Genomic DNA, 13,598 nt, shown 5'->3' on the forward strand with positions numbered 1-13,598 from the left:
CCGGCAGCACGATCGCCGGGGCCGGCGTCAGAACAGCCCGTCGCCGGGCACGCCCCGCTCGAAGGCCAGCAGCCGCTGCTTGCGGTCCAGCCCACCGCCGTACCCCGTGAGGCTGCCGGAGGCGCCGATCACCCGGTGACAGGGGACGATGATCCCGATCGGGTTCTTCCCGTTGGCGAGGCCGACGGCGCGGGAGGCACCGGGGTTGCCGAGTGCCCCGGCGAGCTCGCCGTAGGTCCGGGTCTCGCCGTACGGGATCAGCAGCAGCTGTTCCCAGACGGTGCGCTGGAAGGGCGTGCCCGCGAGGTGCAGCGGCAGGTCGAAGTCCTTCAGCTCACCGGCGAAGTACGCGTCGAGCTGGCGGACCACCTCGCGGAAGGGCCGGGGATCGGGCTCGCCGAAGGCCTCCTCGCCGGGGCGGTGACGCTGCTGGGTCATGTACAGACCGCTGAGGACGGAGTCGGTGGCGACGAGGGTGAGCGGGCCGTACGGGCTGTCGGTGACGGTGTGGGTGCGGCTCATGGCGCGTTCTCTGCTTCCTCAGGTGGGGAGACGGTTGATCGGGTGGTCGCCGGTGGCCCAGAGGTACTGGACTGCGTAGGCGCGCCAGGGCCGCCAGGCGGCGGCGCGGCGGGTGAGTGCGGCGGGCGTCGGGGGCAGCCCGAGCGCGGCTGCGGCGTGGCGGATGCCGAGGTCGGTGGCCGGGAACGCGTCCGGGTCGCCGAGCGCCCGCATCGCGATGGCCTCCACGGTCCAGGGGCCGAAACCGGGCAACGCGGAGAGCCGCGCCCGGGCCTCGTCCCAGTCGCTGTCGGGGCCGAGGCGGAGCGTGCCGTCGGCGAGGGCGCCGAACAGCGTGGTGAGGGTGGTGCGCCGGCTGCGCGGGAACGCGAGTGTCTCCGGGGCGACGTCGGCCAGGGCCTCGGGAGCGGGGAAGAGGTGGGTGAGGCCGCCCTCGGAGTCCTGTACGGGGACGCCGTGGGCCGTGACCAGCCGGGCGGCGTGGGTGCGGGCGGCCGCGGTGGAGACCTGCTGGCCGAGGACGGCCCGCACCGCGAATTCGGCGGCGTCGACGGTGCGCGGCACGCGCCGCCCCGGCGCCTTGTCCACGAGCGGCGCGAGCAGCGGGTCGGTGCGGAGCTGGTCGTCCACGGCGACGGGGTCGGCGTCGAGGTCGAGCAGCCGGCGGCAGACGCTGATGGCGAAGGTCAGGTCGCGGTGGTCGGTGAGGGACAGCCGGCACGCGATATGGTCCGGGCGCGAGGTCAGGGAGACGATGCCGTGACCGTTCGGGAGCGTGAGCGTGCGGCGGTAGGCACCGTCGCGCCACTCCTCCACGCCGGGGACGGCGGTCGCGGCCAGATGCCCGAAGAGGTTGTCGGGGTTGAGGGGGGCTCGGAACGGGAGCCGGAGCGTGAGCACGCCGGGCGGGGCCGGGAGCGGCGCCCCGCCGCGCCGGGTCGCGGCGCGGGTCCGCAGCTCGCCGGGGGCGAGTGCGAACACCTCGCGGACGGTGTCGTTGAAAGTCCGGATCGACGAGAAGCCGGCGGCGAACGCCACCTCGGCCATCGGCAGCGATGTCGTCTCCACGAGGAGCCGCGCGGTCTGTGCGCGCTGGGCCCGGGCCAGCGCCAGCGGACCCGCGCCGACCTCGGCGAGCAGCTGCCGCTCGACCTGCCGCGTCGAGTACCCCAGCCGGGCCGCGAGGCCGGTCACGCCCTCCCGGTCGACGACCCCGTCCTGGATCAGGCGCATCGCCCGGGCGACGGCGTCGGCGCGGGCGTTCCACTCCGGCGATCCGGGACTGGTGTCCGGGCGGCACCGCTTGCAGGCCCGGAACCCGGCCTGCTGGCAGGCGGCCGCGCTGGGGTGGAAGGTCATGTTCTCGGCCTTGGGCGGCACGGCTGGGCAACTGGGCCGGCAGTAGATCCGGGTCGTCAGCACCGCGGTGAAGAACCACCCGTCGAACCGCGCGTCCCGGGACCGTACGGCCCGTACGCAGCGCTCGGTGTCGGTGTGCATGGACGTGTGCACGTCGGAAGGCATGGCTCCAGCATCGTCCATGGTGAGGGGCGACGCTGGCGAAAAAACGACATCACTGGGGAGGGGCCGGGAAGGCGCGCGATGCCCGGACGGGCGCCGGGCGGCCGTCCGGCGGCCCCGGGAGTGCGTCTGCCTTCTACGATGCCGGGGGCGGTGATCCGGCGCAGCGGAGGCGGTCCGCGGTGACGGGCGCGCCTTCGGCCACGTTGCGGTCGTAGGTGACCGTCTTGACCACGATCGGCTCGGAGCCGACGGTGACGTCGAAGATCCCGTCGGCGCGGGCAGCCGCTCGCAGTCGGGCCCCGGGGAGGGCGGCGGCGAGCGTGTTCGCGTCGGCTTCGCGCCCGTCCGGGAAGGTGATCAACGGCGGGCCCGCGGGCCGCTCGGCGGGGGCGGACGCCGAGGTGTCCGTCACCAGGAACCTGCTGCGCCGCAGCGCCGTGGCGACCTCCGCGTCGTCGACGCGCACCGTGATCCGGGCGGGGTTTGTCTCGGCGCGGGTCTCGGGAACGGGCAGGATCCGGGTGTCACCGGTGATCGGGCGGTCGGCGCGCAGGGCCTCCCACAGCGCCCGGGAGCGCGACTCGTGCCAGAGGAGCGTGGAACCCACGCCGGGCACGCGGTGGTCGAAGTGGGCGATCGGCACGGTGGCGAACTCCACGCGGTCCGCGGGCAGCCGTCCCAGCGTCCAGCCGATGCCGATGAGGTCGTTCATGCCCGTACCGACGTCGGTGCGCACGGACCTGAGCAGCCGGCGTGCCGTGTCCGCCGCCTTGACGGGGTCGGCCAGCGCACCGCGGACGGTCAGCCCCTCGAGCAGGTCGGCGAGCATGCGCTGCTGGCGGCGGACCCGGCCGAGGTCCCCCGGCGGGTCGAGGTGCCGTGCCCGGGCGTAGCCGAGCGCCCTGTTCCCGTCGAGGTGGTGGGTGCCCGCGGTGATGTCGAGGCCGGAGTTCTCGTCCTTGAGCGGCTTGTCCGAGCACACGGTGGCGCCGCCGAGGTCGTTGACGGCCTGTTCGAATCCGGTGAAGCCCGTCTCCAGGTAGTGGTCGACGCTGAGGCCGGTCACCTTCTCGACGGTGCGCACCGCCAGCGGACCGCGGCCGATCTTGAAGGCCCCGTTGATCTTCCCTCGGGGAGCCGCCCCGGTCGTGCCCTCGGGAGCGGCGTACTCGACGTAGCTGTCCCTGGGGATCGAGACGACGCTCGCCCGGCGCCGGTCCTCCGAGAGGTGAACGAGCATCATCACGTCGGTGCAGTCGCATCCTTCGCCGCCGACGTGCAGACGTCGCTTCTCACCGGCCGACAGACCGGTGCGGCTGTCGATGCCGACGATCAGGATGTTGGTGCCACGGCCGGAGTCCCGGGCGGCGGGACCGTCCGCGGCGGGGGCGGTCTGTGCGCCGAGCCAGGGCCAGGAGGCGAGTCCGGCCAGCACGGTGAGTCCTGCGGTCAGACGGCGCATCGGAAACCCCCGGGAGGATCGTCGTTCGATGCGCGTGACGTTAACCGGACGATCGGCACGGCCGGTGTCAGGCGACCGGGGACGCGCCGTCCCGGCGGGCGGCGGTCACCCGCGTTGGCCAACGGACGGAACGGCCGGGACGGATTCCGGGTTGGGTCCTGGTCCGGGCCCCTGACTCCGGCGCGGCGCCGGACACGCGACACCGCGGCGCGCCGCGTCGGGCACCGGGGACGTACCGCACCGTCACGGGGTCAGCCCGTGTGCGCCGCGAACGCCTCGTACGCCGGTTCGTCGAACAGGACGAAGAAGACCTCCTCCACCGAGGTCGTCGTGGTGTTCCGGACCGTCTCGGTGGCGATCCGGGCGCCGTCGTCCATGGGCCAGCCGTAGATGCCGGTGGAGATGGCGGGGAACGCGACCGTACGGGCACCGAGTTCGTCCGCGACGCGCAGCGATTCGCGGTAGCAGGAGGCCAGCTGCCCGGAGCGGTCCTCCGAGCGGCTGTGGACCGGGCCGACGGTGTGGACCACCCAGCGGGCCGGGAGCCTCCCGGCGGTGGTCGCGACCGCCTGGCCGGTCGGCAGGCCCTTGCCGTAGTGGGAGGCCCGCAGTCCTCGGCACTCTTCCAGGATCTCCGGCCCGCCGCGCCGGTGGATCGCCCCGTCGACCCCTCCGCCACCGAGGAGGGAGGAGTTCGCGGCGTTGACGACGGCGTCGACGTCCTGCTCGGTGATGTCACCGCGAACGAGTCTGATCGTGGGGTGACCGGTCATGGCCCCATCATGCCGCTTCCCGCCGCGTCCCGTCGACCGACGGCGGCGGGGGCAGCGGGGACCGGCTCAGCGGTCGCCGCCGCGCAGATGCCGCCACACCGCCTTGGCGGCGTTGTGACCGGACATGCCGTGCACGCCCGGGCCGGGCGGGGTCGCGGACGAGCACAGGAAGACCGCGGGGTGCGGTGTCCGGTACGGGAACAGCGTCCGCCTGGGGCGCAGCAGCAGTTGGAGGCCGCTCGCCGCTCCACACGCGATGTCGCCGCCGACGTAGTTGGCGTTGCGCGCGGCCAGTTGCGGCGGACCGGCGACGGCGCGGGCGAGCACCAGGTCGCGGAAGCCCGGGGCGAAGCGCTCGATCTGGCGCTCCATCGCGTCCGTGAGGTCGCCCTCCCAGCCGTTCGGCACGTGACCGTAGGCCCAGAAGACGTGCTTGCCCTCGGGCGCCCGGGACGGGTCGACCAGGGTGGGCTGCGCGGTGATCAGGAACGGTGTCCCGGGGGCGCGGCCGCCGGAAGCCTGGCGGAGCGCCGTGTCGATCTCGCGACTGCCGGGACCGATCTGGACCGTGCCGGCGCGGCGCGCTGCCTCTGCGGTCCACGGGACCGGCCCGTCCAGCGCGTAATCGATCTTGAAGACGCTCGCACCGTACCGGTAGCCGTCGTAGAACCGGCCCAGGCCCGCGATCCGGGCGAGCGCGGTGGGCGAGGTGTCGAAGACGTAGGCGCGGGCGGGCGGGAGGTCGTCAAGGCGCTTGATCTCGGTCCCGGTGTGGATCGTGCCGCCGCAGTCGCGCACGTACGCGGCGAGGGCGTCGGAGATCGACTGCGAGCCGCCCCGCGGCAGCGGCCAGCCGACGGCGTGCGCGGCGAGCGCGAAGACGAGGCCGACGGCGCCCGTGCCGATGCCGGTCAGCGGGCCGATCACATGGGCGACGAGCCCGGCGAACAGGGCACGGGCCCGGTCGTCGCGGAACCTGCGCATCAGCCATGTGGAGGGAGGGAGGCCATCGAGGCCGAAGCGCGCCAGGGTGAGCGGATCGCGCGGCAGGGCGCTGAGCGGCAGGGACATGAAGTCCCGGACGAGGGTCTCCCACTTGCCGAGATACGGAGCGACCAGACGGCGGTACGCCCCCGCGTCACGGGGCCCGAACGAGGCGGCGGTCTCCGAGACGGAGCGGGAGAGGACGGCGGCGGTGCCGTCGTCGAACGGGTGGGCCATGGGCAGTGGCGGCTGGAGCCACTCCAGCCCGTACCGCCCGAGGGGCATGGCGTCGAACGCGGGAGAGCCCGCGCCCAGCGGATGCACCGCCGAGCAGGGGTCGTGGCGGAAGCCCGGGAGGGTGAGCTCCTCGGTCCTGGCGCCGCCGCCGACGGCGTCCCGGGCCTCGAACACGGAGACCGAGAACCCGCGGCGCGCCAACTCGGCGGCTGCGGTCAGTCCGTTGGGCCCCGCCCCCACGACGACGGCATCAAGCATCGACGGCACCTTGGGACTCCTTCGTCAGCCGGTGGCCTGGGGATCCAGGATATTCGCCCGCACCGGCAACGCCGCCGGGGGTAGCATTCCCCGGCGATGGACGATGTGATCGCGGCGATGGCCGCCCGGCTCGTGGGCGTGGGGGGCGTGAGAGCCGTCGTCCTCGGCGGCAGCCGGGCCCGAGGGGCGCACCGGCCCGACTCCGACTGGGACCTGGGCATCTACTACCGCGGCGGTGTCGACGTGCCGGGCCTGACCCGGCTCGCCCGGGAGCTGACCGGCGGGCCCGTGGAGGTCGCAGGGCCCGGCTGCTGGGGGCCGTGGGTGGACGGCGGCGCCTGGCTGACCGTGGACGGGGGCGGCGTCGACTGGGTCCTGCGCGATCTGGACCGGGTGGCGCGGGTCTGGGCGGACTGCCGGGCGGGGCGCTACGAGGTCGGTGTGCAGGCCGGGCACCCGTTGGGGTTCTGGTCGCCCGCGTACGCCGGCGAGATAGCCCTGTGCCGGGTCCTCGCCGACCCCGCGGGTGAGGTGACGGCGCTTCGGGCGGAGACCGCGGCGTACCCGGAACCACTGCGCGAGGCTCTGGTCGGGGCGGCGTGGGAGGCCGACTTCTCGGTGGCCGCGGCGGCGAAGTCCGCGCCGGGCGGGGACGTCCTGCACGTCGGGCTGTGCCTGTCGAGGGCCTTCGGCGTGCTCGTTCAGTCCCTCCATGCGTACCACCGCGTCTGGTGCATCAACGAGAAGGGGGCGCTGGCCACGGCTGCCGGCCTGCCCGGAGCCCCACGGGACCTCGTCCGCCGGGTCGGTACGGCGCTGCGCGGCCTCGGCCCCGAGGCGGTCGCCTCGGCCGCGGAGCTGACGGCGGAGATCCGCGGGGCCGTGGTCCTGCCGTGACCGGCGGACCGGCACGGTAACGGCACCCGGCGCGTACGCGAACGTCGGACCTCACATCCGTCAGACCGGTACCCGGCACACGCGTGACCAACGGACCTCAGGCCTGCGGGTCGGCGTCCGCGGTGTCTGGCCGACGCACCGCGCACCCGGCGCGTACGCGAACGTCGGACCTCACATCCGTCAGACCGGTACCCGGCACACGCGTGACCAACGGACCTCAGGCCTGCGGGTCGGCGTCCGCGGTGTCTGGCCGGCGCACCGCGCACCCGGGGCCGCCGGGCCGCGGAGCGGCCCCGTCGCGGAGCGGCCCCGTCGCGGACCGTGTTCGGATCCGGAACGCGTTCAGCAGCGGGGGCGGGCCCCCGGCGCGGGGCGATGCGCTCCTCGACCGCCCGGTCGCCGTCCCGGACGACGATGTACGCGCCCTCTCGTGCGGTCGCCGACACGATGTCCGCCCGAAGTGGCGAGAACGGTGGGCTCGGCGGCAGTCATGACGCGACCCCACCGGCCCGGCCGCGCGCAGTCCTCCGGGGCCTCCCGGGCGCCGCCCCTCCCCCTCCGCCGCTTCTCCGCCCTTGCTACTCCGCGCCGGAGGCGAGGAGTTCGTGGACGAATCGAGCCGTCGCCGCGTCCCGCGCCGCCGTGAAGGGCAGCGCGTTGCCGCCCGCGACGCGGAACCGGTCGCCGGTCAGCGTCAGGTCCGTGCCGCCTGCCTCCTCCACGAGCAGCAGACCCGCCGCGTGGTCCCACGCGTTCTCCCAGGAGAAGGCGACGGCGTCGAGCTCGCCGCGCGCCACCGCGAGGTACTCCAGACCCGCGGAGCCGCACGGCCGGGAGTGGACGCCCTCGGCACGGAGGGCGAGGAGGGCCCGCTTCTCCTGGGGCGTCGTGAAGTCCGGGTGGGACATGGCCACCTGGAGGAACCGGCCGGGCTCCGGCGTGCCCGACCGTATCCCCGTGCCGTCGACGCGGGCGCCGTGGCCGCGCACCGCGACCGCCATCTCGTCGAGCGCCGGCGCGTACGTCCACGACGCCAGCACCTCGCCGCGCAGGGCCAGCGCGACAAGCGTGCAGAAGCCCGGGTCGCCGTGGACGAACTGACGGGTGCCGTCGACGGGGTCGACGATCCACACCGGCGCGTCGCCCCGGAGCGCCTCGTACACCGCCGGGTCCGCGTGGACCGCCTCCTCGCCCACGACCACCGAGCCGGGCAGCAGGGCCGTCAGGGACGCCGTCAGGTGCTCCTCGGCCCTGCGGTCGGCGACGGTCACCAGGTCGTGCGGGCCGTTCTTCTCGACGATCTCGTGGACGGCGAGCTGGCGGAAGCGCGGCATGATCTCGGCGGCGGCCGCCTTGCGCACCGCCTCCTCGACCAGGGCGAGGTTCGCGGACTCCCAGGGGTCTCCGGTCGTCCCGGACAGAAACTCTTCGGTCATACGTCCAGCTAAGCACGCCGGACCGACATTCCCGCCGCCACCTGATGACCGGTCGGCGGGCACCTGGCCGACTCCCGGCGACGCCGGGGTGAACGCCCGGTGCCGGCTCAGCGGCCCGACGCGTAGCCCCGCATGCCGCGCGGGTTCGCCGCGGCGGACGGCACACCGGCCCCGGGTCCCCCTGCCACCGCGCACCGCCTGCCCTCCGACCGGGTTCGCCGACCCTGACGGCACGGCCGCGGCGGCACGGTCCGCCACGGCCGCCGGGATCGTCCGGGACCACCGGCTACCTCCTGAAGGACGCGCCCCCGAAGACCCGGCCGCCGCCGTGCGCACCGGCGCTACCGGCCGCATCACCCTGGCACCCGCAGTGGCCGACAGGCTGACGAACCGGCCGGCGGCACCCGGCACCGCCCTGAACCGGGCGGGAGACCGAAGTCCTCGCCCTCGCTGCTCGTTGACCTCGTCCGTGTGCCGCCACTTGTCCTCGCAGCGGGGCTGTCGGCAGCGCGGCGCGTCGGCGGGACCATCCCACGGATGAGCCGACGTGGCCTCGCCGACGCCACATCTGCTCGGGCCGCCGTGGGCACGGCTCAGAGACGGCCGGGCGGTTCCGAGGAGCGAGGTGTCGGCGTGGGGACGGGTGCGGGGGTGGGGAACCGCTGCTCGTTCCATTGCTCCGGGGTGACCAGAGGGGCCCTCTCGTCGAGGGACTGCGGGACGTACGAGTACAGGGCCGACCGCTTGGACGTGCTGCCGCTCGGGAGCACCAGGGAGACCTCCCGGGGCACAACCTGACCGGTCGGAAGTACGTAGTGGCCGGTGTACCTCGTGGCGGGGCGTTGGAGGAAGGCGACGATCCTCGACAGCGGAGGCACCGTGACACTGGTTTCCCACGTGTAGGTGCGGCTTTCCTCCCACGACGTCCCGTAGGTGTGCTCGATGGACGCCTGCACGGTGGCACCGAGCGAGACGATGCCCTTGGACAGGCCGACTTCGCCCTCTACTCCCTTGGAGATGGTCTGCGACACCTCGCGTGATTCGGTGAGGGTCGTCGAGAACGAATAGGTCCCCGTCTGGGACTCCGTCTCACCGAGGTTCCTGATGTCGGCGCCGTCCAACGGCTCGGACGGCATCCACTTCGTGTCCTCCGCGGTATCCGGCTCGAAGGTGCAGCCCGGGGATTCGACGCAGACCTTCCACGCCTCGCCCTCCTTCCATCCGAACTGCAGCTTCATGTAGCCGACAGAGAAGCCCAACCCGACGTGGTTGCTGCGCTGACCCGCTCCGGACGACGGCCAGCCGACCTTCACGGACGCGGATGACGCGTCAGACCCGGACATGAACGTCGGCGCGCAGTCCGTGTAGGGGATGTAGCTGGTGAAGTCCTTGAGGTAGGGAACCAGCCGGTACGACGTGCTGTGGCCGCAGTGCGAGGCGGGGCTGCCGGAGACCACGCTCAACTGGTGGTTCGATCCGAAGTCGTACAAATCGATAAGCTTGTGGAGCCCCCGCGCGCCTATCTCGTCGCTCAGGCCCTGTTGGGTGCTCGCGCAGAACCAGTCGGATCTGCTGGGGGGCGCGTCGACCCACTGCGCGCAGTGGCGGTTGGCGATGCCGCTGAACATCGCGGGTGGGGCCGAGGCGGCGGCCTGCGGAATCGTGCCGGCCTGCGCGGGTAAGGCGTTTGCGGTACCGCAGACGAGGACCGCCGCCAGCGCGGACAGCGACCGGGTGGCCCACCGCCCGCTGCTCTTGTTCGCCGTGTTCCGGGTAGGTGAAATGGAGCTCATGCCTGACTTGACACCCCTTCTGTGTTACGGCCGCCGTCCGGGAGGACGTGCTGCGGCCGTGACTGATGCCTGCCTCCGAGGTTGCGAACGTCCGAGTGGCACGCTTCGCGCGCCGCTGTGCCTCGTGGCCGTCTAAGCGCCGGCCGGCCCGCAGAAGGACTTCGGATCGAAGAACCGGCTTGCGTCGCCCTGCGGCGTGCGCACAGCGCCGGCATGCAAGTTGGTCGGACCTGCGATCCCGATCGGGACCCCCTCGGTATTCATCTCATAGACCTGTGGTCAACCGGTCGAGACGACGGGCACCTTAGAGGCGCGTGATCCCTTTGGCCTATGCATCGGTCTCGGGTTCGAGGTGGATCCGGAGTCGCTCGACTCGCCGGAACCCGCTGCTGGATGGTGTCAGTGGTCGTCGTTCCGACCGGAGTACGGCAGGCCACCGGCTCCGCCGGGCCAGCCGGGCGACGAACTGGCGGGTGCGCCCGCCGAAGTTCCGACGACGACATCCGCCGCGACGCGTCAGACGACACCACGGAGAACCCGGACGGCAACGACGGCTGGACAACGGGTCCCGCTGCGCCCTCGCCCTGGAGACTTCGCCCGACGGACCTCACCCGCGCCTGGTGTGACGACCGGACGTTGAATTCATGTCCCCGTGTGAGTGGAGCATAAAAGAATCGTCTACCAAGTTCTCGCTCCAGCAAAGGCATAGCAAACGTCCGCCGTGAGGTCTGGCACCCCGCCATTCCACTGCTACGGTGGATCGTGTCCGAAAGGGCAGTTGGGATTCGAAGGCACTCGACCCTCGCCCAACTCACGGGAAAGAGCGGAAATCCGCAAAGGAGAACACGATGGAACTTCTGCACCGAGTCAACGGTGACTCCACACTCGCCGAGGTCCCGATCCTGGCCGAGCGCGCGGTTCAGGTGAAGGGCACGGAGCCAATTCTCAACATATTCAACGACATGAACAACTTCGTCAACGCGGCGACGCAACCTGCGGGTGAGGTCGCGGCCGACGCCCTCGACGTCACGCTGGAGGCCTGCCCGGCGACCGTTGCCTGACGCCTCCGCTCCGACGGGCTGTCCCGCGGCGCCGAGTTGCGGTCAGGACAATCCCGACTCCCACCGCACGAATCCGACGGACATTCCGCGGAGCGGACGGCGCGTCCCGCGCCGCGGGACAGACCAGAAAAAGATCGTCGCAGCCACGGGAATGCCATCCATGAGAAAAATACCCAAATCATTCGCCAGTCGGCGGCAGGCCATTTCCCTCACCGAGCGGGCGAGTGCCTTCACCCATCTTGTGAGCAGCCTGGAAATACTGACGACCGAGGAAGACCGGGCAGCCGGGGGGTTCAACGACTGGCGCGTCGTGCGCGACCACTACGCGCACTTTCCGGCCCCTGTGCGCAAGGGCCTCGACGCGCTCGGAAATCCCGCGGTCACACGTGTACTGCACGTCGGTCGGGTGGCGGCCGCCGCGTCCCTGGTGGCGTCGAAGTCGCAGGGGCGGTGGAGGGCCTGCGCCGACGCCTACCTGGCGCTCAGCTCCGTGGCGCTCCATCCCCGGCACATGTACGGCACCGACGGCTCCGACCAGCTCTCCCTGCTGGTGCAGTTCTCCATGACCGTCGCCAGGGCCGGACGCGGGAACCCGCGCCTGGCCGACGCCTGCCTCTGGTTCGTCGCTCTGCAGTCGACGCTCTCGTACGCCGTGTCCGGACTGGTCAAACTCCCCGGGCCGGACTGGCGCTCGGGGAGGGCGCTGCCGGGCATCATGCGTACCCAGAACTACGGTGACCGGGACGTCTACGGCCTCTTGCGCAAGTACCCGCAGGCTGCGAAGGTCCTGACCCACGGCGTACTGGCGCTGGAATGCGGATTCCCGCTGGTGTACTACCGGCAGGGCAGGTACGCGCCTGCACTCCTGGCCGCGGCCGGCGCGTTCCATGTGGTGAACACCCGCGTGATGGGCCTTGGACGGTTCCTCCCCGCCTTCCTCTCCACCTATCCCGCCGTCCTCTACACCGTCCAAGGCCCCGAAGGTCGGAACGGCTCCGCCCTCGCCCGCGGCGACAACACTCCGCGACTCGCCGGTGGCCTGCTCGGCGCCACGGCCCTCGCCGCGGTCGGCTCCCAGTGGCTCAGGCGCCGCCGTGTCCTGGCCGGCGACGGCAGCGAGCGCTGTTTCACGGCGCCGTCCGGCAACCGCCTCGCCTACCGGCTGACCGAACCGCTCCAGGAGTCGAACGCCGCCCGCCCGGTCCTCGTGTGCCTCACCGGCCTGATGGCCACGAACGCACGCTGGACGAACATCCGGCGCGACCTGGAAGGAGACTTCCCGGTCCTGACGTACGACCGGGCCGGCTACGGCAGCAGCAGCTACCACCAGGCCGACCCCTACACACTGCGCTCCTCCGTCGACGACCTGGCCTCCCTGGTCCGGGCTGTCTGCCCCGGCCGTCCCGTGGTGCTCGTCGGCCACTCACTCGGCGGATACCTGGCCCTGAGGTCCCTCCGCGCGCTCCCCGGCCAGGCCGCCGGCGTGGTGCTGCTGGACCCGAGCCACCCCGGGGAACTCCACCGCTCCGCCGCACAGGCGAACGGTGCGCGACGCCTGGCCGGCCGGTTCCTCACGATGCCGACCTCGCTCCGGTGCGGGCTGGGGGCCCTGCTGCCGGAACCCGGCTGGCTGTCCTGGCTGCCGCCGGATGCCCGACGCCGGGTGCTGGACCAGTACCGCGACGCCGGTCTCTGGCAGACCGCCCTGCGCGAGTGGAAGGCCACCCACGCGGAATTCCTGAACCATGACGGTCCCCTCCCGGAGGTGTCCGTCCCACTGCTTCTGATCGCGGCCGGCAACACCCACCGTGCGGACGGCGTCAACGCCGGGCTCCACCAGGAGATCGTGGACTCCTCCCCGCAGGGCGCCCTCCTGGTTCTCGACGGGGTCGGGCACGGAGAACTGGTGACGGGCCCGGAGCCGGCCCGCAGGGTGGCCCGACACGTCGCGGCCTTCACCACCTCACTCGAATCGGAAGGAGCCGTCTGATGCCCGGGACACCGCGCGCCGCACGGACCCCGTCGGGCCAGGTCTGGGTCGCGCGGGCCGCCGAAGCGGGATTCGCGGTGTGGATCGGCGCGACCGTACTGAGCCAGCACCCCATCCGTACCTTCGACCGCCTGCGCCGTTACGACAGGATGAACGTGCTGATCCCGAACTGGCGGTTCTTCGCGCCCAATCCCGCTCAGCACGACTGCCACCTGCTGTACCGGACGCTCACCGGCACCGGCGAGGTGTCACTGTGGCAGCGGGCCTCCACCATCACGGGACGCAGCTGGACCCATGTGATCTGGGATCCCGCCCGGCGCCGGGAGAAGGGCTTGCTGGATCTGTGCAACGACTTCACCAACCGCACGAACAAGGGGCTGGAGTTGACGGGTTCGGTCGCCTACCGCCTCATGAGCGCCTTCGTCCTCCGGCACATCCGGCAGTCGGACCCCGGCTGGCCGCACATCACGGGCTACCAGTTCCTGATCGTCCAGTCGGGCGGATACGAGGAGAGCGAGGAACTGCGGTACAGGTTCACCTCTCCCTTCGTCCCGGTGATGCACGACGCGTCGGACGTCCGACCGCCCGGACCGGTGAAGAACCGCCGAAGGCGGCCGACCGGGACCGGGCCCGCGTCCCGTAGGAAGGAAACGGAGTGAGG

Annotated in this window: 11 protein-coding genes and 1 pseudogene; 5 read left to right on the forward strand and 7 right to left on the reverse strand. The window is 72.4% G+C overall.

Translation table 11 applies throughout. The features are described 5' to 3' along the window. Window positions 1–27: 27 nt before the first annotated feature. The 5 genes from FEF34_RS06315 to FEF34_RS06335 form a co-directional block, all read right to left on the reverse strand. Complete coding sequence (locus FEF34_RS06315) at window positions 28–522, reverse strand: methylated-DNA--[protein]-cysteine S-methyltransferase (protein ID WP_138052229.1); 495 nt, start codon at window positions 520–522, stop codon at window positions 28–30. Window positions 523–540: 18 nt separating this feature from the next. Continuing rightward, on the reverse strand, window positions 541–2,022 hold the full coding sequence (locus tag FEF34_RS06320; protein ID WP_138057321.1) for an AlkA N-terminal domain-containing protein: 1,482 nt from the start codon (window positions 2,020–2,022) through the stop codon (window positions 541–543). Between the two features lie 157 nt (window positions 2,023–2,179). Next, on the reverse strand, window positions 2,180–3,508 hold the full coding sequence (locus tag FEF34_RS06325) for an LCP family protein (RefSeq protein ID WP_138052231.1): 1,329 nt from the start codon (window positions 3,506–3,508) through the stop codon (window positions 2,180–2,182). Between the two features lie 251 nt (window positions 3,509–3,759). Then, window positions 3,760–4,281: an O-acetyl-ADP-ribose deacetylase gene (locus FEF34_RS06330; protein ID WP_138052233.1), complete on the reverse strand. Its 522-nt coding sequence runs from the start codon at window positions 4,279–4,281 to the stop codon at window positions 3,760–3,762. A gap of 66 nt (window positions 4,282–4,347) precedes the next feature. After that, the gene (locus tag FEF34_RS06335; protein WP_138052235.1) at window positions 4,348–5,769 is read right to left on the reverse strand and encodes a phytoene desaturase family protein; all 1,422 of its coding nucleotides are present in this window, start codon (window positions 5,767–5,769) and stop codon (window positions 4,348–4,350) included. A gap of 87 nt (window positions 5,770–5,856) precedes the next feature. On the opposite strand from FEF34_RS06335, the gene FEF34_RS06340 reads away from it, so the two are divergent. Then, window positions 5,857–6,657, forward strand: coding sequence for a nucleotidyltransferase domain-containing protein (locus tag FEF34_RS06340; RefSeq protein ID WP_138052237.1), 801 nt, complete (start codon window positions 5,857–5,859; stop codon window positions 6,655–6,657). A gap of 578 nt (window positions 6,658–7,235) precedes the next feature. On the opposite strand, the gene FEF34_RS06345 is transcribed toward FEF34_RS06340, so the two are convergent. Continuing rightward, window positions 7,236–8,093 carry an inositol monophosphatase family protein gene (locus tag FEF34_RS06345; RefSeq protein ID WP_138052239.1) on the reverse strand — a complete coding sequence of 286 codons (858 nt, stop codon included), beginning with the start codon at window positions 8,091–8,093 and terminating at the stop codon, window positions 7,236–7,238. A gap of 275 nt (window positions 8,094–8,368) precedes the next feature. Here FEF34_RS06345 and FEF34_RS42630 point away from each other — a divergent pair. Further along, a pseudogene (locus FEF34_RS42630) lies at window positions 8,369–8,548 on the forward strand (DNA-binding response regulator); the annotation flags it as partial. A gap of 138 nt (window positions 8,549–8,686) precedes the next feature. On the opposite strand, the gene FEF34_RS06355 reads toward FEF34_RS42630, so the two are convergent. Then, entirely contained in the window at window positions 8,687–9,886 is a 1,200-nt protein-coding gene (locus tag FEF34_RS06355; RefSeq protein ID WP_138052241.1) for a hypothetical protein, read from the reverse strand. Window positions 9,887–10,734: 848 nt separating this feature from the next. On the opposite strand from FEF34_RS06355, the gene FEF34_RS06360 reads away from it, so the two are divergent. From FEF34_RS06360 to FEF34_RS06370, 3 genes are all read left to right on the forward strand, one after another. Continuing rightward, on the forward strand, window positions 10,735–10,947 hold the full coding sequence (locus FEF34_RS06360; protein ID WP_138052243.1) for a hypothetical protein: 213 nt from the start codon (window positions 10,735–10,737) through the stop codon (window positions 10,945–10,947). Between the two features lie 160 nt (window positions 10,948–11,107). Further along, entirely contained in the window at window positions 11,108–12,937 is a 1,830-nt protein-coding gene (locus tag FEF34_RS06365; protein WP_171052848.1) for an alpha/beta fold hydrolase, read from the forward strand. After that, on the forward strand, window positions 12,937–13,596 hold the full coding sequence (locus tag FEF34_RS06370) for a hypothetical protein (protein WP_138052246.1): 660 nt from the start codon (window positions 12,937–12,939) through the stop codon (window positions 13,594–13,596). Before FEF34_RS06365 ends, FEF34_RS06370 begins: the two co-directional genes overlap by 1 nt. Window positions 13,597–13,598 lie beyond the last annotated feature (2 nt).

Source organism: Streptomyces marianii (assembly GCF_005795905.1).
GTDB lineage: Bacteria > Actinomycetota > Actinomycetes > Streptomycetales > Streptomycetaceae > Streptomyces > Streptomyces marianii.